Here is a 23,191-nt window from a genome sequence, read left to right as displayed (position 1 = left end):
TTATATTTTCGTTATTAAAATTTTTGAATTATCAACATTGATTGTTTTTTTTCTGAAATTAATGTAATCGTTGTATTTTTCTTTAGGATACATTCCTTTGTTTACTTTAATCAATCTATTTACTTTTATTTCCTCTCCATTTTTCACAAAGCTTAATTTGTAAGTTCCAAATTCAGAGTTAATAGTCACATCATCAGGAACCTCATCTATTTTATAGTTTTTAGGAATGATAAAATTAATTTCATATTCATCTTGAAAAGATTGTGCTAACTCAAAAGGTAACTCTCTATTTTCATCAGCTTTATAATTATTACTTGAAAAAATAGGAACGGCTCTAAACATTAGACTATTCCCTGCATTTTTAGAATAATTATTGGCTTTAAAATCAATATTATATTTTAATACTGCCTGATCCTTATCATTCAAAAAATCTTTCATTTCAATTTTTTCGAAATGCAAAATATCTAATCTGTTTTTCAACGCTTCATTTCTTTCTTTGGCTGTTAGGCTGGTATACCCTAGTGAGTAATCATATTGACTCCCGGTGTACTCAAATTTCCCTTCCCCAATAATGCTGTTGTCTTCATTAAGCCTAATATTTAAATATAGCTTCTCAACATTTTGCTCCGCTGAATAAATAGGTGTATTGATTAGCTCAATTCCATTCGGTTTTATAGAAAGTACATTCCTATCTGTTGTTGAAAAGCTCAAATGATTAAATGCAATTTTCTGTGATGTATTTTCAAGCCAAATATTTCCTTTATCTGTAGGAATCATTAAGATCGCATGGTTTCCTCCCATTTTCGGAAAATCAGGGTCAAATGATATTGGAGATGAACTGGAATTAATTACTGAATAATAAGAAGGTATTTTTGCTTCGTCTAATAAAGTTTTCATATAATTAGTAAGCCCTTTACAGTCTCCATACCCTTTTTTCTGCACTTCATCCGGAAGCATAGGCTGCCACCCTCCTATCCCTAAAGAGACAGAAATATATCTTGTTTTCTCTTGCATATGCTGAAAAAGTTTCCTTACTTTTTCTTCTGTGGATCCCTGTAAATTAAGAGCTGCCACTTCTGCTTTTATTTCTGGTGTAGAAACAGAAACCGGTTGCAAAATACTATTGTAGTACCATTCTCCAAAGTCTTTCCAACTCGTTAACGTTCCTTGTTTACCTTCTAAATTAAACTTAGAAAGTGAAAAACTTACCTTGGGTAATATCTTCATTGGCTGAGGTGATAAAAAAGCATCTCCTATGGCCTCCACATTTTTATAATAATACATTTTCTCCACTCCATTATCATCTTCTCCTACCGATGTATAGTTATATTTTGACGGATATACTTTGGTTCTAAGATCAATACCGGACTTATTAATAATTCTAAACTCTGCGTCTTCAAGAGAAGTATTTGTTGTATAGAAAGGAGCAAAATCTGGAAAGAAAATCGTATTTTTATTCGTAATTTGATAGGAAAAATCAACACTATAAGGATACTGTAAAGGCATATGAGATAAAACGAGAATCCGATCATTTGAATAAAAAGCTCCTTGTGGACTATTGGCAAAATCTCCAAAATCTGATTTAGAATAGGATTTTATTTTTTTCCCAGCCTCATCATAGATCGTCACTTTTACATCAGATATATTATCTCCTTTTCGATAGTGAATATAGGCCATAGCATTCGAATCTCCATCTTTATTCAACACAGTGGTTATCGTATTGTACTGATATTTTATTTCATCAATTTTATTTATATAAACCGTTGTAATGTCTTTTCGTATAACAGCATTCGCATTTTTTTTAAGATTTTCAGGAATTGTCGAGACCGGATAATTCTGAGAATAGTATAAGGGCCCTAAAGTTAGCGCCCCAAAATAGAGTAGTTTTTTCACCATAATAAAATTTTGCAAAAGTAGTAAAATCTCTTCAATATCTCACCTTATTTATTACATAAAAAAAGACCCCTGCATTCACAGAGGTCTCTTCTATTTTTTTACAATCTAAATATACTCTAAATTACGCATTACGCATCAATTTTAGCATATTTTGCATTCTTTTCAATAAACTCTCTTCTTGGCGGAACTTCATCACCCATCAACATAGAGAAAATATTATCAGCTTCTACAGCATTATCAATAGTCACTTGCTTCAAGATTCTATGTTCGGGGTTAAGAGTGGTTTCCCAAAGCTGCTCCGGATTCATTTCCCCAAGACCTTTATAACGCTGAACCTCCACTCCTTTGCCATCTGGAGACATATCTAGCGTAAATTCTTCTCTTTCTTTTTCGTTGTAGGCGTATACTTTTTTGTTTCCTTTTTTCAATAAATATAAAGGAGGTTGGGCAATATAAATATAGCCGTTCTCAATAAGTTCTTTCATATACCTAAAGAAGAATGTAAGGATCAAAGTAGAGATGTGAGAACCATCAATATCAGCATCGGTCATAATTACGACTTTATGATATCTTAGCTTATTCATATTCAAAGCCTTGCTATCTTCCTCTGTTCCAACCGAAACTCCGAGAGCTGTATAAATATTTTTAATTTCTTCGTTATCATACACTTTATGAAGCATTGATTTTTCTACATTTAAAATCTTACCTCTCAAGGGAAGGATAGCTTGAAAGTGTCTGTCTCTTCCTTGCTTTGCTGTTCCTCCTGCAGAATCTCCCTCTACAAGGAATATTTCTGATTCGGCCGGATCTTTTGAAGAACAATCTGATAATTTTCCCGGAAGTCCTGAACCACCCATTGGTGATTTTCGTTGAACCATTTCACGAGCTTTCTTGGCAGCTTGTCTTGCTTTAGCCGCTAAAACAACTTTCTGTACAATAAGTTTAGCTTCATTTGGATTTTCTTCCAAAAAATTGGTAAGCATTTCTCCTACAATCTTATCTACAGCACCAGAAACTTCGGAGTTACCTAATTTTGTTTTAGTTTGCCCTTCAAACTGAGGCTCCATTACTTTAACAGAAATTACAGCCGTCAATCCTTCTCGGAAGTCATCTCCTGTAATTTCCACTTTTTCTTTTTGAGGAATCCCCAAGTCATCCGCATACTTTTTCAGTGTTCTTGTCAAAGCACGTCTAAAACCTGCCAAATGGGTACCCCCTTCATGGGTATTGATATTATTTACATAGGAGTGAAGGTTTTCATTAAATGATGTATTGTAGCGCATCGCTACTTCAACAGGGATATCATCTCTTTCTCCTTCCATGAAGATTACTTTCTCCATGATCGATTCTCTATTCCCATCAATATACTCCACAAATTCTTTAAGACCTCCTTCCGAATAGAAATTTTCTACAAAAAAACTTCCATTCTCATCTAGATTTCTTTCATCTGTTAAAGTAATCTTAATTCCTTTATTTAAATAAGCTAACTCTCTTAATCTTGTCGCAAGTGTATCATAGTTATATACTAACTCATTAAAAATACTTCCGTCAGGCTGAAAAAAAACGGTTGTTCCCCTTTTTTCTGTCGTTCCAATTTCTTCAACATCTTCTAAAGCACGTCCTTTAGAATATTTTTGTTGATATACTTTTCCGTCTCTATTTACAGTAGCGATTAGGGAAGTTGAAAGCGCGTTAACACAAGATACCCCTACCCCGTGTAAACCTCCAGAAACTTTGTAAGAATCCTTATCAAATTTTCCTCCCGCTCCAATTTTTGTCATTACAACTTCAAGAGCCGATTTTTGTTCCTTTTCGTGGAAATCTACCGGAATACCTCGACCATTGTCACTTACTTCAATTCCATTTCCTTCTTTAATGGTCACGAAGATGGTATCACAGTACCCTGCCAAAGCTTCGTCAATAGAGTTATCTACTACTTCATAAACCAAATGGTGAAGACCTCTTGTACCTACATCACCGATATACATTGAAGGTCTCAAACGTACGTGTTCAATACCTTCTAATGATTGAATACTACTAGCTGTATATTGTTTCTGACTCATATAAATATTAAAATCTTGCCAAATGCAAAGACCTACAAATATCGTGATTTTTTTCGAGGTACGAAAGTTAAAATATGTCAAAAAATAACCCTCATTCTAATAGGAGTTATGTTAATTCGTTTCCTATTTTACAGTAAACTATTCAGTAGCCTTTATATATCAAAAACTCTTACCTACAAATTGCTTATAATAAAATCTTACTGTTTTATATCATATTACATCTTGAGAATTTATCCTTACATTTATATTATTCAAAAGTTGATATTATGGACGATTTTCTTGCCGCCCGTGCACAAATGGCCATGTCTCTTGGGTTTCATATCATTTTCTCCTGCGTGGGTATGGTAATGCCTTTTTTAATGGCTTTTGCACATTGGAAGTATTTAAAAACTAATAATGAAATTTATAAAGGTCTCACAAAAGCGTGGAGTAAAGGAGTCGCCATTCTTTTTGCTACCGGAGCTGTTTCCGGAACGATGCTTTCTTTTGAATTAGGTCTTCTTTGGCCTCAGTTCATGAAGCATGCAGGACCTATTTTTGGAATGCCCTTTTCATTAGAAGGAACAGCTTTTTTCATTGAAGCAATTGCAATAGGTTTTTTTCTTTATGGATGGGATAAATTTAACAAGTGGTTTCATTGGTTTTGTGGCTTCTTAGTAGGGATTAGCGGACTGGCTTCGGGAATTCTTGTAGTAGCAGCCAACGCTTGGATGAATTCTCCTGCAGGTTTTGATTATATAAATGGAAAATACATAAATATAGATCCTATTAAAGCAATGTTTAATGAAGCCTGGTTTTCTCAGGCTCTTCATATGACCTTTGCCGCATTCTGCGCCACAGGGTTTGCCGTTGCGGGTGTTCATGCTTATTTAATCATGAAAAAAAAGAATGTTGCATTTCATACCAAAGCATTTAGGATTGCTGCAGGATTTGCTTTAATTGGTGCATTTGGTATTCCGTTTAGTGGCGATATCGCTGCCAAATCGGTTGCAGAAAGACAACCTATTAAGTTAGCAGCAATGGAAGCTCACTTTGAAACTGAGAAAGGAGCTCCTTTCATTCTTGGTGGAATTCCGGATGAAACAAAAGGAGAAGTAAAATACGCTATTAAAATCCCTAAACTTTTAAGCTTTTTAATCAGTCATGATTTTAATGCGGAAGTAAGAGGATTAAATGATTTTCCTAGAGACGACTGGCCTCCTGTAGCAGTGGTTCACTACTCTTTTCAAATTATGATTTTCTTTGGAACACTCATGATTATGATTGGAATCATTTATTTATATGCTCTTTTTTTTAAAAAAGAATGGCTCAATAAACACTGGTTGTTAAAAATATTTTTAATAGCCACCCCTTTCGGTTATATTGCCTTGGAGGCCGGATGGACAGTGACAGAAGTAGGTCGACAACCCTGGATCATTTATGGGATAATGAGAACCGTAGATGCAGTTACACCCATGCCCGGAATACAATATTCTTTCTATTTTTTTACCGCAATTTTCGTATCTCTATCAATCATTATCATATTTCTTTTAAAAAGACAAATACAAATGGTTCCTCAACTATATGATCCTACAGATGATCAATTTAACGCTAAAAATAAGAAATCATGATTTATATTGTAATAGGTTTCCTTTGGCTATCAATTTGCCTATATGTTATCTTAGGAGGTGCTGATTTTGGAGCAGGAATCGTAGAACTTTTTACAAAAAAAAATGCCCGCCATAAAACAAAAGAAATCATGTATGAATCTATTGCGCCCGTTTGGGAGGCCAATCATATGTGGCTGATTATTGCTATCGTGATTTTATTCGTGGGCTTTCCGGAAATTTATACGACCTTATCTACTTACTTACATATTCCATTGGTTTTAATGCTATTGGGAATTATTGCAAGAGGAACAGCCTTTACCTTTAGACACTATGACGCCGTGAAAGATAAATGGCAAGTAATCTATACTCAGATATTTTATTTTTCAAGCTTATTAACTCCTTTTTTCTTGGGACTCATCGCTGCGGCTACCGTTTCTCATTCAATCAATCCGGACGCTACTCACTTTTTAGATTTGTATATTTTCAGCTGGTTTAATGCTTTTGGAATTGCAGTAGGATTATTCACTATTTCCATTTGTGCTTATCTGGCTTCCGTTTTTGCCTTAAGAGAAACTACAGACCGATTGGAATTAGGTTTAATGATCAAAAAGTCAAAACAAACTATGATTTTTGTTGTAATTGCCGGAATTTTGGTATTTTTCACAGCCTATATTTCGGATATTCCACTTTTAACATGGGTTTTCTCAAAACCTTTAGGAATTATGGCTACTCTTTTCGCCACCATTGCTTTAGGCTTAATTTTAAGAGCGATGAATAGAAGAAAACTACTTCCTGTAAGAGCTTTAGCGGGTTTTCAAGTCATTATGATTTTAGTAGCAGCAACCTATCAACACAATCCCAATATTATTTTATTGGGTAATGGGCAGCATCTTTCTTTATTAGAACATGTGGCTTCTTCTAAAACAATTTCTGCTTTAGGATGGGCTCTGATATTGGGCTCTTTATTTATTTTACCTTTCTTATTTTATCTGATGATATCATTTAGTAAACAAAGAAAATAAATCAATACAACAAAAGGCTGCTTCTCCTATAGAATGCAGCCTTTTCATATTTTATTGTACTTATGTCGAATTACTCTTTTATAGTAACCTCATAAATCTTAGTCCAGTTTTTACCCGTCACTAACATATGATCTCCTTTGAAAGCAATTCCATTTAAAACATCATCACTTCCTTTGGTATTTTTCTTAGCTATATCCGTAAAATCAAATTTCCCAACAACTTCGCCATTCGATGGATTAATTTTTAAAATAATAGGTTTTTGCCAAACATTCGCATAGATAAATCCTTTGTAATACTCCAACTCATTTAATTGATCATACGCTTGAGAACTACCTGCTACAGCAATATACTTCACCAATTTCGAAGGATCTTTCGCATCCAGGAAATACAGTATTTTACTTCCATCCGATGCAATAAGGTTTTTACCATCATACGTTAATCCCCAACCTTCTCCTAATACATTTGGGTATGGAAATTCAGATAATAATTTCAATGAACTTTTATCATAAATATATCCTTTTTTACTCTGCCAAGTTAATTGATACACTTTATCTCCTACAATCGTGCTTCCTTCAGAGAAATCCTGCTGAGCTTGCTTTGTAGAAGCGAGAGGTGTTGTAGTCCCTAATGTATATTTTAAAATCTGAGAAGCCCCGTTTTGGCCATCACTTTCATAAATGGTATTTCCTTCAATTTGAAATCCTTGTACAAAGTTTTTAGGATCATGGGGGTATTCAGCAACAATTTGATAAGAGATGTTTTTTTCCGGATTTTTTGCAAAGACATTTACCGTTGCATCTTGATTAAGAGTTTCTCCTCCTTTTGTTTTAATATTAAAGGTGACCTGATTATCACCTAATGTAAAAAACTTAGGATTAATCACCAAATCGGAAGTTTCTTTATCGCCAAAGCTAATGGAAATACTTTCTACATTATCGGTTACCTCTTTGGGAAATTCAAGCTTGTCTCCAAAATGATATCCTTTCTGTTCCATGGAATTGTTATACTCACTCAAAGTATTGAGAATTTTCTCATCCTTATTACATGATACCAATAACAATACTGTGGCCAAGCCAACTATAATATTTTTTTTCATTTAATTTTTAAATATTTTTTCAAAAATAATAAAATTTATTCCGCTTTACTAATCTCAGCAATTTGTTGACCAAACTACACTATTTTCTCTATCCTTTATCCACAATACAGTGATGAATGAGCTATATTTCACGTTTTTTATTTTTATTGAGTTCATTACATTCTACTTCTCAAGATAGGGTTTTAGACTTTGTCCTAGGATCTCATTCCATCCCGTCGTGAAGCTCTCGTTGGAAAAGTTTTCTCCTAGCTCTTTACATTGATCAACCCCTTCATGTGTGAGCCTCACTAAAGTTTCATTCCCTTCCGTTATAAGTTCCCAAGTAACAATTGTTTTTGATGTTGAAAATTCAGGATACATCCAACTATGCTTTAATATATGCTGGGGGATGATTTCTAGAATTTCAGCTTGGTGATGATATTTTTTTGCTTCACCGGGCTCATAAAAATTAAATATTTTTCCCACTTTTAAATCAAAATCTGATATATCAAAATACCATTTTTTCATTTCATCTTTATCTGTTAATGCTTTCCAAACCCTTTGAACAGGAACATTGATTTTATATTCTACAATAATAGGATCCATACTTCTCTATTTATAGTCATGTTGAAATTTTTAACTATTAGAAAAACCTGTAATTTTCGCCTCATCAAAATCCAACTGCATCTCAATAGACCTCATCACATGATCATCAAATATTTTTTCCCGTTTCATCCGCTGCAATTCATTTCTTTGTGCTTGGATTACCTGCCTTAGTACATTTTTATTTTCATTCATTGCGGCTACAAAATCTCCTGTTGAAGCCATACATTGTGCTTTATCTGCCATCATCATCATTTCATTTTCCAATTTATGTTTTTGATGACGTACCAAACTATTTGTTTCTGCTAATTCCGAAAAATCGTTCGTTAGTTTTTCTAAAGCTGTTTCTTTTAATTTTCTCATTAAAATAACTTCTTGCTTTTCTTCCGGCAAATCACTTCCGGCATCACTTATTTTTAACAATTTTAAAATAGGAGTCAACAACAGCCCCTGCCCTACTAAAGTAATTAAAATAATGACAAAGGTTACAAATAAAATAATATTACGATGAGGAAACTCCTCTCCATTGGGCAAAATTGCAGGAATCGATAGTGCAGCAGCTAAAGAAACAACCCCTCTCATTGCGGCAAAGCTTATAATAAAAGGCTCTCGCCAATCAGGCTTTGGCATTTTCAACCGCAATTCTTTGGAACATACTCTTGGAAAATACATAAGGGCATAACTATACAAAATCCTTGTTAAAATAATAGCTCCACCAATCACTATACTATAAAAAATTCCTTCTGAAATGGTGTAATCTTTCATCGCAGCCACCACCACAGGAAGTTCTAATCCTATTAAAATAAAAATAATAGTATTCATCAGGAAAACCAAAACACCCCATACACTCCCTGCTTGAATTCTTGTAGTATGGCTTAAGTAGCAATGTGAGTTATAGGACATCAACAATCCACCCACCACAACTGCTAGTACTCCGGAAAAATGAAAATGTTCAGCAGCTATATACATCACATACGGAACAATAAGAGTAATAACAGTATCAATATTTGAATTCGATGGAATAATTTTCAATAGTCCTCCAAAAAGTAATCCTGAACCTGCGCCTATGGCTATTCCACCAATTGCCATTGTAAAAAAGTCCTTGATCGCTTCGCCAAATATAAACTGTCCTGAAATTACTGCTGCCAAAGCAAATTTAAAGACAATTAAACTCGATGCATCATTAATTAAACTTTCTCCCTCCAATATGCTTGTGATTTTTTTAGGAATCTTCATATGTTTCAATACTGAAGTGGCTGCAACCGCATCCGGTGGTGAATTGACTCCACCTAATAAAAATCCCATAGCAACAGTAAGTCCTGGAATTATTGAGGATGAAAGATAAGCCACCACAATGGATGTCAAAAATACCAGTCCAAAAGCCATTGAGAATATTTGTTTTCTCCACTTATGAAAATCTTGCCAAGAGGTAAACCATGCGGCTTCAAATAAAATAGGAGGTAAAAAGATCAAGAAGACCAAATCCGGCTCTATTTCTATATGAGGCATCCCCGGAACAAGACTAATTAACAGACCGGCTATAACCAAAAAAATAGGATATGCTACCCTTAGTTTCTGTCCGATCATAACCAATATCATTACAGAAAGTAATACTGCAATAGATATTATAATATAATTGTGAATCATTATTTTTTATTTATTAAGTCGTTATATTTTAGGTATTACAATTGTCACTACTTGTATCGTATTATATATTACACGTTTTATATTACAAGTATCTTAATTTTAAAAATTCCCCAAAAAGAACCGTTTTTTATATTTACATTTTAAAGAACGATATTATTTTTGGCCATAATTGCTTCAGGGAGATTACTTTCATCTAACATATCTCGCATATCAATCTCAATGGTTCGGCTAATCTGTGTAATGGGCACATCATTTGGACTTCCTTCAAATGGATTGACGGAAGCTTCTCCCACACTATCTAAAGTATGAAAGCACCATGTTACCAGTAAAGAAAAAGGAATATTAAACCATAAAGTCCAACCCTCAAAAAAGGTTCCATTACCTAATGTATCAAACTCCTTTAACAATCCAAAAGGAACAAATATGATAAATAATAATAAAAGATAAGTCGTAATGGAAGAGAAATTCCTCGGATAAGGAAAGTTTTTAATTCTCTCCGCTTTCCCTTGATTGTCAGTTAATTTTATCAGTTGTTGATTAATCTGTGTCCATTGAAAGTCATTAATTTCATCATTTGCATAGATTTGTGATAATTCTTTACTCTGATTCGCTATCAATTGTGTGGCTCTATTTTTCTTATTCAAGATATACTGGAGCTCCGTTTCAGAGAGATATTTCTTGAGTTCATCATCCAATGTTGATAATCTTTCAGGAATATCATATTTTTTAGCGTATTCATTAAATTGTTCCGTATTCATATTTTCCCAAGCTCTAGGTTCTCGAAGTTGAAATCGAAGAGCCGTAAGCCAAGCATAATGACGTAGGAACATCTCTTTTACTTTATCGGGATTTCGCCGGATAAGAGAATCTCTTAGTAGGTATCCATAGCTTCTACTATCATTAATAATTGCTCCGTAGATCTGTCGGGCTTCCCAAAGCCTGCTATAACTTGCATTATTTTTAAATCCCACAATAAAAGCGACAGCCGTTCCCATAATGGCAATAGGCTGCCAAGGAAAAGAAAGAAAAGTCCAACCTACAAAATATAATACGGTAGGAATCGTTGATAAAATAGCCAATATATAAATGCTACGTCTTGTCCAAACTGCGAACTCAAACGCACCGAACTTCTTTCCTGAATGCATATCTATTTTAGATTATTATTTGCCTACACAATTTATGAACATTTTATTGAATTACAAACTATTATAAACTCAAACCAATGCTAAGAAAAGAAGTCTCAATAATGCCTTATTTTTTGGTAAAAGGGATATTATTATAAAAGCCAATTTGAATCTGTCCTCTATTTTTATTTTCTTGGATTTGATTCATATACCCGGCTTCAATTCTCATATTTTTATTGATTATATATCCTAGTGCACCATACACTCTGTTTCTATCGAAAACAGGACTATCTAAATGTAAAAAAATTTCATTGGATACTGATGCATAAAAAGTTTTAGGGAGCATTTCTTTTCCGCTAAGAGGAATATTTAATCCTAAAAAATAACGAAAACGAACCCTGAAATCATCTTCTAAAAAACGTTCTTCCAAACGATACCTATGTTGAAGATTCAACCTTCCAAACTTTTGTTTAGTAATAAATTGTTGGAAAATTCGGTGCTCGATATTTTGTTTTTTCTCTACGTTCACATAAGGTTGACTCAGCACAAATCCATATCCTAATAATACGTTATTATTATTCTCCGTAAGATCATATCCTATCCCTGTTCTAACTAAAAGCTGTTCAAGATCTCCTATCCAATCAAAGTTTCTATATTGAATTTCATTATGAAAATTAAGCTTATTACTTATTTTATTATTTCCAAAATACATATACCATGCTCCTACATCACTTTTTTGGGCAAAATAAAATGGAGTTCCTAATGCAAAAATGATCACAGCTAATAATCTTAAAATCTTCATATACTAATCTTTACGTTTTATTATTATCATCTATCAAATTTTGAAAATCGATAATGAATATCAATAATAAGAAAAAAATATTTTGTATGAAAATTTTATGGTATTATTCAAGAGAATAGGATCTTCTATACAGAAGGTATTTGTTCTACTAATACGCTATTTCCTACTTTATCAAAATAAGTGCAGCTCATTGTACTGAGATCTACCTTCCACCCTTCAATTCCATTGTTTGCACAATCTTTACAGAATGTAAGATAATCCGTTCCTCCTTGCTGATGAAGTTGTAATCTTACTCTAAATTGATTTAAATTGGTCACTTCACTAACCCTCAAGGGCTCATATTTGGCTCCTGTAGAGACAGAATGGTCTTCATTATCAAAATATTCTGTATTTCCATCCTTTACGTATGCATTATAGTAGGAAACGCCCAGATTTTTTATCGTCTGAATATACTGAGGGAAATCGGCACCACTTTTCACTTTTTGATGCTCTGCTTTTATTTCATCAATTGTAAATTTCATTTGTTGTTTCTGTTTAATATTTAGTTTATTATAAAATAGATACTTTATCTTTCAAATTTAAAAATACAAAATATACTATAAAAACAAAACCGACAGTGAAGTCGGCTAATTTTGAATATATTTCTTATGTAAAGATTCTCTTATGGATGTTGTTGCATCTTTGCCGGATCATCATAGTTGACCATCCAGTTGATCCCAAATTGATCCGTAAACATTCCAAAATACGCACCCCAAAATGTATCAGCCATGGGCATCGTTACTTGTCCTCCAACAGCAAGACCATTAAATAATTTGTTAGCTTCTTCTTTAGACTCCGCATTGATAGATATAGAAAAGTTATTTCCTTGTTTATAATGTGGAACCCACTCACAAGTAGTATCACTACCTATTAATATAGTTTCTTTTGAAATAGGAAGAGATACATGCATGATCTTATCTTTATCTTCTTCGGGTAATTCTTTCCCTTCTGTAGGAGGCATTTCTCCAAAAGTTCCAATATAAGGATATTCTCCTCCAAAAACTGATTTATAAAAATCAAAGGCTTGTTTACAGTTTCCGTTGAATGTCAAATACACATTTACTGACGCCATAGTATATTTATTTTTAATAATTAGTTTATTTATTTTTTTCAGAAATTTTTTTCAATCTTGAAAGTCCTTCTTGATAGTCTTTTCCAATAGCATCTTCCATATTCATAAATAGCTTCATTACCGTAAACGGATAAGGAATTTTTGAAGTGAATCCCCACGTTGCTTTACTTTCATTACCTTCCGGGGTTACACTCACATATGCGTTTGCTTCACTTTCATAAGGGGTTAAAAATTTTATTTCTGTATCAATCCGTTTATTTACCTTATCTATTTTTTTTATCTCCTGCCAGCCCTTTCCTGCATCTTCATTTTTACTATCCCAACGCACTTTTTCACCTGCTTCGCCTGTTATCCCGGTCCAATCTTTTTTCATATTGGGATCTAGGTCATTCCATGGACTCCATTGATCCATCCCCCGTAATGTATTGGTATTCTCCCAGACTTTTTCTACGGGAGCATGAATAACAATTGACTTTTCATACTTAATATCACCAGAAATAAAAACGGCTAACACAAGCCAGGATATTAATATTGAAGCCAAAATAATGATAATCCATTTTAATACTTTCATAACTCTATTTTTAAATTATCTATGCTGATCTATTAGAATCATATTACCATCAGGGTCTTTAAGAAAAATATGTTCAGGGCCTCTTGTTGTTTCATCCGCTTCTTTATCAAGCTGTACACTATGTTGTTTTAAGTGCTTCTGAATATCACGAACATCATCAAAAAATTCAAGATTTTGTGCATTTTGATCCCAACCAGGATTAAAAGTAAGCATATTTCCATCAAACATAGCTTGGAACAAACCGATCAGATGACCTTCATGCTTCATGATCAAATAATTCTGCTCCATACTTCCTGCCATTGAAGTAAATCCTAACTTTTCATAAAAATCCTTAGATTTTTGAAGATCTTTCACACTTAAACTTATTGAGAATGCGCCTAATTTCATACTTCTATTTTATTTAAAGCTAATTTATGCCCCACAAGAACCAATCCCCAAACAGCCAATCCTAATATCCAAAACCAAATAGGTGTGGGTAGGACAACCATATTATAAATAGTGGCTAATAAGAAGAAAATACCACATATAATAGCATACACATTCTTCCCGTCTTTGGCAATTTTCGTAGAAATAAAACCTGCTACAAAAGCACCTAAAGCATATCCAAAAATCACTAATAAAAGCGCCATAAAGGGTAATGTTTCTACATATTTTTTAAAAGCATCTACATCATTGGCTGTGTCCTTAGAAAGCGGATATAGAGCATGCCCTATACTCTCCATCATCCAGATACAAACCGATGCCGCCATAATCCCTCCAACTACTGCTAAAATTTTTCTGATCATAAACTATTGGTTTTTTAAACGTGTTCTGAAATCTAAACTTCCGTCATAGCTTTTCCAATCTCCTATCAACTCAAGGTATTGAGCATCGATTTTTTCGGTTTTTTTATTCCATTTAAAGGTATAAATAAACTTCCCTATAAATTTTCCTGAATGTTTTCCTTTTATTTCTTCCGCCAATTCATACTGCCCATACACTGTACCTTTTTTACTGGCATCTTTGTATTTATTAATAAGAAACTTTCCTTCAAACTTAGTATAATTCTGATCTACAATAGAATATCCTGAAACCAAATATTCCTGATCATTCTTCTTACTTTGCTCTGAAGTGGTTATTTTTAATTTAATTTCCTTTTTATCATTTCCTATGGTTCCCGTATAGGGCATACTATCATTGAGCCAAACCATAGAAATGTCAGGCATCTGAGCCCCCATAAAATTTGAGAATAAGATGAAGAAAAATAAAAATTTTTTCATTGATATTGTGTGTTAATTATTTTGCTTATTTCAGCATTGCGAGTTACACTCCAAATTGAGATAGATGATGATTTAAGTGTTTTGCAAACATATTATTCCATTCTTGTGCAGTCAATTTACCAAAAGAAAAAGAGTCTTTACCTTCAAAAGCTGTAGGTCCTAATTGTTGTGTTTTCTGAATATAACCTATTAATCTTTTCTTTTCTTCCTCAAAATTTTTTCTACCTTTAATCATAAATTGGGGTGCCGTTGGGGAATCTCGAGGATATGCTTTTTCTCCAACCACTTTGGGTTTCACGAAAGTCTTTAAAATAAATTTCGCTATACTCCCTGGCTTTTTATGCTTTTCGGGTTCGTATACCATTTCATAAGTAACACAACAATGTGCCAACATTTGATCAACAGTCATTTTTCCCCAAAGCCCATGGGTATCTTCAATCAGTTTATGAATTCTATCTATATAATTCTGAGCATCTTTTGCATCAAATACATTTTCCATATCTACCTAATTGTTAAAAAAAACAAATATATCAGTTTTTTCTTTTGAATCCACAATTTATAAAAAAAATAAAATTCAAGCAAAAACACTAATTCACGCAAAAAATAAAAAAGAAAAGTACTATATATATTAAAAAAGAAATTAAATAAGTACTAAAACCGTATAAATCATACAAAACGATACATTAAGCTTCACTTTCAACATCATCTTGTTTAGGTAGATTTCTAAAGATCATCCAAAGTTTAATTTTTAAAGCAATCCAACCTAAGATAGTATAAATAGCTAGTAAAATTCCCAAATGTCTTAAATAGGGAAAAGTAAGCTCTACAGAACCTTTTTGTATTAATAAAATTTTAAAAGCCTGTAAAAAAGGGGTTAAAGGAATACAGCTTGCGAAACCTTGTACAAAAGTAGGCATAGCACTCAATGGCCAAGTAAATCCGCTGACTATAAAAGCAGGTGATGCAATAACCATCAAAATTTGAGTAGCCTTTAAAGCATCCGGAATCAATATACTAATAAAAACGCCCAACAAGGATACTGAACTTACAAAAGCAGAGGTAAGAAGTATGAAATTAAAGATCCCTTCCGGCATAGGAACTTTAAAAATCACATGCATACAATAATACATTCCTACAATAAGAATGGAAAATACCCAAATTGGAATTACTTTGATAAGCATAATAGGAAATGTCCATTTCCGCATCCCATAATATTCTTTTACAAAAGTATTACTCTGAAAATCTGAGGCAAAACTCACAGCCATTGCTAATAAAATAACTTGCTGTAAAACAACTGCAAGCATGGCAGGCCACATAAATATAAGGTAATTACTTGTAGTATTGAAAAGAGTAATATAATTGGTCTTAAAAGGCTCATATTGAGTTGCCGCCCGAGTTGCAGACATTCCCATTTTCTGAAGCCCTTTAATAGAAGCCCCGGCAGAAAAAGTCCCAATAGTTAGTTGAAGAGCTTTTGAAGCAAAGTTGGCAGTAAGAACATTTCCGGTATTAATAAATACATTGACTTCAGGATATTTTTTTTGTAGCATTCCTGCTTCAAATTTGTACGGAATTATGACAACAGCGGCAGCCTCCTGTTTGATAATCTCATCTTGAAGATTGTTTGGCTCTTGAAGATACTTTATGGCTTTAATACTTTTATTATCTTGAAGCATCTCCATTAATTGATTGGATAAAGGACTATTGTCTCTATCTATTACAATAACGGGTGTATTTTCCACTTTTCCACTTTTATATACAAACCCCAATAAAGTGGCATAAAATAATGGGGCAATAAAAAAGACGGATCTTAGGGTCGAATTCCCAATAAACAGCTTACATTCACGTTGTAAAAGTCGTAAAAACTCTTTCATAATTATTTGAGAATAACATTGGCATTCACCAAAATATCCTTTGATTTATGGATATCATTAGGTTTTACTTTGATTTCGTAAATAGCATCCTGCAATTGATAATCAGGATATGCAGTCGTAATATCTGCATACCTTGTAAGTTGCTTGATATAGGAAATAACTCCTTGTATATTCTCTTTATTATAAACGACCTCTATCGTAACAGTCTGTCCTTTTTTATATTTTAAAATTTCACTTTCCGGAATTGTAAACCTGAAATAGGTACTTTCCGGAATATACCCATTAAATAAAGCATACCCTGCTGTAGCTAATTCGCCCACATTCAAACTAATTGTTTCCACCTCCATATCATTGGTTGCGATGATATATCTTTCGGAATATGCCACATTTGCTTCTTGTAATGCGCCTTTTGCCTGCGAAGCCTGTCCTGAAGCCATTTCTACTTTCTCAAAACGAGTTCCTCTTTTTACATCATCTTGTTCAGCTATTACGGCATCATATTGTGCTTTAGCTCCTTGTAGTTTTGCGTAAACTTCATCATACGCTTGAGGTGACATCAAGCTATCTCTATACATATTAGATGCTCTCTTAAAAGATTTTTGAGCAAATTCATATTGCTCTCTAAGTCCTTTATATTTTGCCTGCAGCTGTTTTAGTTGATCGGTTGTAGCGCCATTTTTTGCCATTTGTTCTTGAGCGGTAGCGGCACTAACAGCACCTTGAGCTTGAGCAATTTTTGCCGAAACTTCTGGCACATCAAGCAAGGCCAAGGTATCTCCCTTTTTAATAAATTGCCCTTCTGAAACATATATTTTCAATATTCTTCCTGTAACTTTAGGCGCAAAAGAGATTACCTCTTTTTTTGCTTTACCTTCAGAATCATTAAGACGCTCTTTCTTTTTTTCACAGGCTGTGAATACATACAAAACAATAAAAAGTAAGAAGATATTTTTTTGCATCATGTTTATTTTATTAGTAATATAATTTAGCTATATCCAATTCTTGAGTTGAGCGCATCAGCTCTATTCCGGCTCGTCTTTGATTGAAAATCGCATTCTGAAATTCCAATTCCACCATCTCCAAATCACTCTCTGCATCAATCAGTTGTGAAGATTTACTCATCCCATATCTGAATTCCTTTTCCGCCTGAATCAATGCACTTTTAGCTAGGCTTTTTTCCTTAGATTTTAAGTTAATCTGTGCCGTTGATATATCGTAATTTGTCTGGTTATTAGCTAAGTTAAGTGTTAATTTTTTTAATGCTCCTTCTTTCTGATTTTGTAACACTTCTTTTCCTACTCTGGCAGTTTCTTCAGCATGTTTACCCTCTTTTCCATCAAAAATATCCCATTTAAATCCAACGCCCGCAGTAATAAAAGGAAAAATAGTAATATTATTAGGATGCCAATCTAGCCTTGTCCCTCCATACCCTAAAGGAGGAATGGCCGGAATTATATTGTCCGAAGTTTTAACTCGAGGTTCATACAATCCAATATAATAAGCAGAAGCCATTAATTGAACTTTAGGAATCATCCATGTTTTTTCTGCTTTAATTTTATAATCAGCAGCAGTAATCCCATGTTCTAATGCCCGAATTTCTGCACGATGCTCAATCCCTTGTTCCGCAGAAAGTAATTCTACAGGTTTCAATACCGGATCTATTAATCTAAGTCTTTCTCTATTAATTCCTGTTAAAATATAAAGTTGAGTAAGTAATAATTCTTTCTTTCCTTCATATTCTACCATCTTCGCCTCCAAAGTAGCCTGAGCCAGCTCTATTTTTTTATGATCATAGGGAGTAATTAAACCATAACCTAATGCTTTATCCGCAGTTTTACGATTAATCTCCAATCTCTTTTTACTTTCATCTAAAACTTTTTTGGATTGGTGAACCAGCGCCAACTGATCGTAAGCTTTAGAAACATTCGCTATAATCTCATCCTTAGTCTTATCTAAGAGAATATTCTCAGATTTCTTTTTTTCCTCGATGGCTTTTTTAAGATATTTCACCTTCCCACCAGAATATATGAGCATTTTAGCATCCGCTTTTACAATACCTGAAAAACCTGAAATATTAAGATTATTATTAAAAGAACCTTCTGGAATATGAATAAAAGGAGCCAGATTCATTTCAGGAGAAGTGAGTCGCATTGTCCCATTCAGATACCCGGCCTGTCCACTTACTTCTAATTTGGGCAAAAAAATATCATCTAATTTATGTTCATCCAACTCAGTAAGTTTATTTTGTGTTAGCTGCATCTTGAGATCAGAATCCCTAATTATAGCACTGTCTAAAAGTTCTTTAAAATCAGGAGCCGATTGTGCAAAACTAACAATAGGAAGAGTAAAAAATACAAACGTAAAAATTAATAAATTGTTTCTCATTCTATTATTTGTCACAAATATAATATAATAGGTTGACTTATTTTATTTTTTTTAAACAAATGTTTAATTTTATTTAATTGATTTTATCTATATATCTACCTGTCCTTGTTTCTAATAAACACATACACAGCCTAAGCCCCTAACATAAACGGCAAATTACTTATACAATATATTTAAAATTTCATTATAAATCTATAAAATACAATACATCGTATTAAATGTATTTATTACATCAACAATAACCTTCAAAATTGAAAAACATTTATAATATTTGAAAATTAGTTAAAAATAGTTGAATGAGAAAAACTTTAATACTAAGAATGAGAAAAAAAATTTGAGCATACTGCTTGTGTGTGCCACATCTTTCTTGTGTGCTCAGGAGGTCATCTGGGAGAAAGATATACCGTCCTCGACGCAGGATTTTTTAAGCCAGATAACCCCAACCATTGACGGGCAATACCTTATTACAGGAAGTTCAATTCAAACTTCAAAACTTCAAACCGTAGAAAGTAAACAAAGTAATAGCTACGACTTCCATTTGGTTAAAGCTTCTAGTCTAGGAAAAGATGTGGTTACCCCTATCAAGTATAAACTCTGTCATATCCCAATTACTATTTTATAAATCTAAATCTTGTGGATTTTTTATGCTATCCCAAAAGGAAAGAATTTGAATTGTTATATTATTGATTCTATAAAAAATTAAAACTTCTAAGCCCAACATCATAAAAACACTGAGAATATCAAAAGCCTCCTGCCATGAATAAGATTTGATAAACTATATAAAGTAAATATCAAATTGCACAAAGTAAATATCAAACTACACATATTAAATATTTATTTACATATTGTTTGTAAATATAATTTATTTCACAAAAAAAGAAAAAAAATAAAACTCTGTAAATCAAAATGTAAAAAGAAATGAGGTTGAAATTACTTTAATAATTCACTTAAAGGTGTTTTTTTTACTAACTTTGCATCCTTATTAAAACTTATTAAAATGAAGAACGCTATTAAAAATATAGGAATGGAGACGATCATTACTATGAACAAACGAATGGATCTATTAGATGCTCAAGAAATAAAAATGCAATTGAAGACAATGTTACAAATTGACAAGCCTTGCATATGTATAGACTGTACTGAATTACAATATATTAGCAGCAATCTATTTCGTTCTTTCATATCACTAATAAAATATATTAGTCGTTTAGATGGACAACTTTTCCTTATATCTATGCAACCAGAAGTAGAAAATATTCTTGAATTAACAGGTTTCTCATCTCTGTTTAATAAAAAATATTGTATTTAGATAATTTTTATTCCTAATCAGAAGCTGCTTCTTAAAAAACCACATACTATTATTTCAGGAAGATCTTATTTGATGATTAGTAGCACTAAAGATCTCTCAATATTTGGATAAAATATCCAGATAATATTTTACATAATTCATTATAATAATGCATTTGTAGAACATTGAAGAAATAATAATTTAATTCAGAATTTACCAATATGTTTTTCAATAAAATAAACAGATATGCGTATTTATTAATACGCAGGAATCTTCTTTTGTTTTATCATCATAGGAATTCAAGAAAGATATAGAAGAACTTCACAAAACTTTCTATCTCATATAAAATATTTTTGGCTAGCAATTTCAACTAATTGCTAAAAGATAGAATGTGAGATATTATTGAGCTATCATAAATCGGATAATTAAAAAACGTAAAGTGAAATATGAAGATTTATATCATGTTTTTATCCTATTATAAGATAGTCTATAAATCTAAATACAAGAGAATTACATCATTAAAGAACACACAAAATAAACAAATGAATTTCCACAATTTAATTAACACTAACCTCAAAAAGAATATAAATATGTTTCCACTTTCACAATCACAATTAGGATTATACTCAGAGTATATTCAATACCCTGATTTAACGCAATATAATTTTCCTTACTATTTTAAGTTTTCAAATAAAATTAATGTTCAAAAACTTATTCTTGCAATAGAAAATGTTTTAAAAAAATATCCTATTTTTTATACTAAAATTATAGAGAAGGATGGGGAGTTGTTTCAGTATTCTGATGATAATCTCCATATAGATATTCCTCATATTGTGATAAAAAATGAAGAGCTAGGGAATATTGAAAATTTATTACAACAATTTGTTCGTCCATTTGATTTACAAAAAGATGCATTAGTAAGATTTTTAATTATAGAAACCAATGAAACTATATATTTTGCACATGACATCCATCATTTGATTATAGATGGAACGACCATAGATATACTATATCGTCACATAGAGCTGGCTTATAATAATGTCGATTTACCCGTTGAAATATGCTCTCTTTATGAGTATGCTGAGCAAGAACCCAATCTATTCGAAACCCCTCAATATAATATTTCAAAAGAATACTATCAAAAACTATTTAAAGAAGTTAAAATGACTAAAATGCCTGGGAAATTAAACGATAATCCAGGTACTTTAAAACAAACTTCCGTTTATGTTTCTAAAAATATTATAAAAGAAGCATGTAATAAATATGAAATCAAACCTTCCTGGTTATTTATGGCAGCTTTTGAGATTGTTTTATCAAGGTTTAATAGAGAAGAAGCTATAGCCTATTCTACTGTTCTTAATGGACGTAATGATAAAAGTCTCCATAATAGTTTGGGAATGTTTGCTAAAACATCCCCAGTTTTTGCAAAAATTAATAATGCAACAAAAGTAATCGATTATATCAGAGCTCATAAGGAAACATTAAACTCTATTAGAACACATGAAATTTTTCCTTTTACTCATTTTTGTAATCAACTAAATATTGTTCCGAAAATTTCTTTTGGATTTCAAGGAAGTCTCATGAAGGATAATATTAATTTTTTGGGCGAAGATGTCGTTAGAGTTCACATTATGGAAAGGAAATCTCCTCAAAAGCCAACAATTGTAATTTATGATAATGGTATTGAGTATGATATTCGCTTACAATATGCAGAAGGGCAATATAGCAATTCAATGATGCAACAATTTGTAAATGCTATGGGTATATGTGTAATACAGATGATTACATTTCCCGAAAAAATACTCAAAGATTTATCCATCGTCTCAGAACCTGAATATCAAGAATTGTTATCTTTAGGAAAGGGAGAAGAACTTACTTATGATCGCTCAGAAACTTTTATAGATTTATTTAAAAAACAAGTTCTTCTTTATCCAACTAAGACTGCTGTAGTGGATCAGTGGGGAAAGATCAGCTATTCGAAATTAGATCAAATGTCTGATAAGTTGTCTTCTATACTTATTGAGAATGGCATAGAAGTCGATCAATTTGTTTCCCTTATGTTGCCGCGATGTAAAGAATTCTTAATTAGCATATTAGCAGTGTTCAAAGCTGGGGGAGCTTATGTTCCTTTAGATAGTGATTACCCAACTGATCGTTTGCAATACATGCTGAATGATTCACAATCCAAGGTACTTATTACCACACGTTCATTATTTACTGAGAAACAGAAAAATGGGAATTTCGCTGTTGAGAATATCATTTTTGTAGATGAAATTGATTTAACTCAATATGCAGATCCTATTAATCGAAGTAAAGCAGATAATTTGGCATATATGATCTATACTTCAGGCTCAACAGGAAAACCTAAAGGGGTAATGATAGAACATAAAAGTCTTCGATCATTTGTAGAGTGGCGAGCTTCTTGTTTAGAAGTGAATTCTGATGATTGTTGTTTACAACAGTTAAGTTTTAGTTTTGACGCTTCATTGGAGGATCTAATTGTTCCCCTATCAGTAGGAGCAGAAATACATATTTTATCATCTTCTCTTCGCCAAGATATGGAAGGGATGTATCAATATTTTAAACTACATAAAATAACACGGACTTCATTAAGTACACAGTTAGGGATGGAAATGCTAAACCAGTATGATTTACCGCTCCGATATCTAATGATGGGAGGTGAAAAATTAAAAACTACAAAACCATCATCTGCAAAAATAATTAATGGTTATGGTCCTACTGAATTTACTGTTTGTTCATCTTTCCATATCCTAGATCCAAAGCGGGAATATCAAAATATTCCTATAGGTAGGCCAGTACCCAATAGTATTTCAGTAATCGTAGACGCACACGGTAATCTTATCCCTAAAGGAATGGTAGGA

22 protein-coding genes are annotated in these 23,191 nt (G+C 32.6%); 5 read left to right on the top strand and 17 right to left on the bottom strand.

The features are described 5' to 3' along the window. Entirely contained in the window at positions 1-1,896 is a 1,896-nt protein-coding gene (locus tag CHRY9293_RS03640) for a DUF3857 domain-containing protein (protein WP_162031644.1), read from the bottom strand. Positions 1,897-2,024: 128 nt separating this feature from the next. Then, a complete protein-coding gene (gene gyrB / locus CHRY9293_RS03635) occupies positions 2,025-3,959 on the bottom strand; it encodes a DNA topoisomerase (ATP-hydrolyzing) subunit B (protein WP_162031643.1) in 1,935 nt (644 codons plus the stop codon). Between the two features lie 266 nt (positions 3,960-4,225). Between gyrB and CHRY9293_RS03630 the strand changes: the two genes are divergently transcribed. After that, complete coding sequence (locus tag CHRY9293_RS03630; protein WP_162031642.1) at positions 4,226-5,569, top strand: cytochrome ubiquinol oxidase subunit I; 1,344 nt, start codon at positions 4,226-4,228, stop codon at positions 5,567-5,569. After that, positions 5,566-6,570: a cytochrome d ubiquinol oxidase subunit II gene (locus CHRY9293_RS03625; RefSeq protein ID WP_162031641.1), complete on the top strand. Its 1,005-nt coding sequence runs from the start codon at positions 5,566-5,568 to the stop codon at positions 6,568-6,570. The genes CHRY9293_RS03630 and CHRY9293_RS03625 overlap by 4 nt, the downstream gene beginning before the upstream one ends. Positions 6,571-6,640: 70 nt before the next feature. On the opposite strand, the gene CHRY9293_RS03620 is transcribed toward CHRY9293_RS03625, so the two are convergent. From CHRY9293_RS03620 to CHRY9293_RS03550, 15 genes are all read right to left on the bottom strand, one after another. Then, a complete protein-coding gene (locus CHRY9293_RS03620; protein ID WP_162031640.1) occupies positions 6,641-7,666 on the bottom strand; it encodes a glutaminyl-peptide cyclotransferase in 1,026 nt (341 codons plus the stop codon). A 162-nt stretch (positions 7,667-7,828) separates the two neighbouring features. After that, a complete protein-coding gene (locus CHRY9293_RS03615) occupies positions 7,829-8,251 on the bottom strand; it encodes an SRPBCC family protein (RefSeq protein WP_162031639.1) in 423 nt (140 codons plus the stop codon). A 30-nt stretch (positions 8,252-8,281) separates the two neighbouring features. Further along, positions 8,282-9,895 (bottom strand): Na+/H+ antiporter, encoded by a 1,614-nt coding sequence (locus CHRY9293_RS03610; protein WP_162031638.1) that lies wholly within the window; start codon positions 9,893-9,895, stop codon positions 8,282-8,284. 140 nt (positions 9,896-10,035) lie between these two features. Next, on the bottom strand, positions 10,036-11,040 hold the full coding sequence (locus tag CHRY9293_RS03605; protein WP_162031637.1) for a bestrophin family protein: 1,005 nt from the start codon (positions 11,038-11,040) through the stop codon (positions 10,036-10,038). A 106-nt stretch (positions 11,041-11,146) separates the two neighbouring features. Then, positions 11,147-11,821, bottom strand: coding sequence for a DUF2490 domain-containing protein (locus CHRY9293_RS03600; protein ID WP_162031636.1), 675 nt, complete (start codon positions 11,819-11,821; stop codon positions 11,147-11,149). Positions 11,822-11,946: 125 nt separating this feature from the next. Then, positions 11,947-12,342, bottom strand: coding sequence for a DUF1398 domain-containing protein (locus tag CHRY9293_RS03595; protein ID WP_162031635.1), 396 nt, complete (start codon positions 12,340-12,342; stop codon positions 11,947-11,949). A 140-nt stretch (positions 12,343-12,482) separates the two neighbouring features. Next, positions 12,483-12,932 carry a VOC family protein gene (locus CHRY9293_RS03590; protein ID WP_162031634.1) on the bottom strand — a complete coding sequence of 150 codons (450 nt, stop codon included), beginning with the start codon at positions 12,930-12,932 and terminating at the stop codon, positions 12,483-12,485. A gap of 25 nt (positions 12,933-12,957) precedes the next feature. Further along, a complete protein-coding gene (locus CHRY9293_RS03585) occupies positions 12,958-13,503 on the bottom strand; it encodes an SRPBCC family protein (RefSeq protein WP_162031633.1) in 546 nt (181 codons plus the stop codon). Between the two features lie 15 nt (positions 13,504-13,518). After that, the gene (locus CHRY9293_RS03580) at positions 13,519-13,890 is read right to left on the bottom strand and encodes a VOC family protein (RefSeq protein ID WP_162031632.1); all 372 of its coding nucleotides are present in this window, start codon (positions 13,888-13,890) and stop codon (positions 13,519-13,521) included. Then, entirely contained in the window at positions 13,887-14,288 is a 402-nt protein-coding gene (locus CHRY9293_RS03575) for a hypothetical protein (protein WP_162031631.1), read from the bottom strand. Before CHRY9293_RS03575 ends, CHRY9293_RS03580 begins: the two co-directional genes overlap by 4 nt. A 3-nt stretch (positions 14,289-14,291) precedes the next feature. Then, on the bottom strand, positions 14,292-14,762 hold the full coding sequence (locus CHRY9293_RS03570; protein WP_162031630.1) for a hypothetical protein: 471 nt from the start codon (positions 14,760-14,762) through the stop codon (positions 14,292-14,294). Positions 14,763-14,805: 43 nt separating this feature from the next. Further along, positions 14,806-15,261: a DUF1569 domain-containing protein gene (locus CHRY9293_RS03565; protein ID WP_162031629.1), complete on the bottom strand. Its 456-nt coding sequence runs from the start codon at positions 15,259-15,261 to the stop codon at positions 14,806-14,808. 184 nt (positions 15,262-15,445) lie between these two features. After that, a complete protein-coding gene (locus CHRY9293_RS03560) occupies positions 15,446-16,636 on the bottom strand; it encodes an ABC transporter permease (protein ID WP_162031628.1) in 1,191 nt (396 codons plus the stop codon). A 2-nt stretch (positions 16,637-16,638) separates the two neighbouring features. Next, entirely contained in the window at positions 16,639-17,595 is a 957-nt protein-coding gene (locus CHRY9293_RS03555) for an HlyD family secretion protein (RefSeq protein WP_162031627.1), read from the bottom strand. 13 nt (positions 17,596-17,608) lie between these two features. Further along, complete coding sequence (locus CHRY9293_RS03550; RefSeq protein ID WP_162031626.1) at positions 17,609-19,021, bottom strand: TolC family protein; 1,413 nt, start codon at positions 19,019-19,021, stop codon at positions 17,609-17,611. 334 nt (positions 19,022-19,355) lie between these two features. On the opposite strand from CHRY9293_RS03550, the gene CHRY9293_RS03545 reads away from it, so the two are divergent. From CHRY9293_RS03545 to CHRY9293_RS03535, 3 genes are all read left to right on the top strand, one after another. Continuing rightward, entirely contained in the window at positions 19,356-19,643 is a 288-nt protein-coding gene (locus CHRY9293_RS03545; RefSeq protein ID WP_162031623.1) for a hypothetical protein, read from the top strand. Between the two features lie 375 nt (positions 19,644-20,018). Next, on the top strand, positions 20,019-20,330 hold the full coding sequence (locus tag CHRY9293_RS03540) for an STAS domain-containing protein (protein ID WP_162031625.1): 312 nt from the start codon (positions 20,019-20,021) through the stop codon (positions 20,328-20,330). Positions 20,331-20,899: 569 nt separating this feature from the next. Continuing rightward, positions 20,900-23,191: AMP-binding protein (locus CHRY9293_RS03535; RefSeq protein WP_162031624.1), on the top strand; the 2,292-nt coding region annotated here is incomplete at its 3' end.

Origin of the sequence: Chryseobacterium potabilaquae (assembly GCF_902728265.1) — a bacterium.
GTDB classification, from domain to species: Bacteria; Bacteroidota; Bacteroidia; order Flavobacteriales; family Weeksellaceae; genus Chryseobacterium; species Chryseobacterium potabilaquae.
Note: the sequence above shows the minus strand (reverse complement) of the source record. Positions and strands in the feature narration are given on the sequence as shown.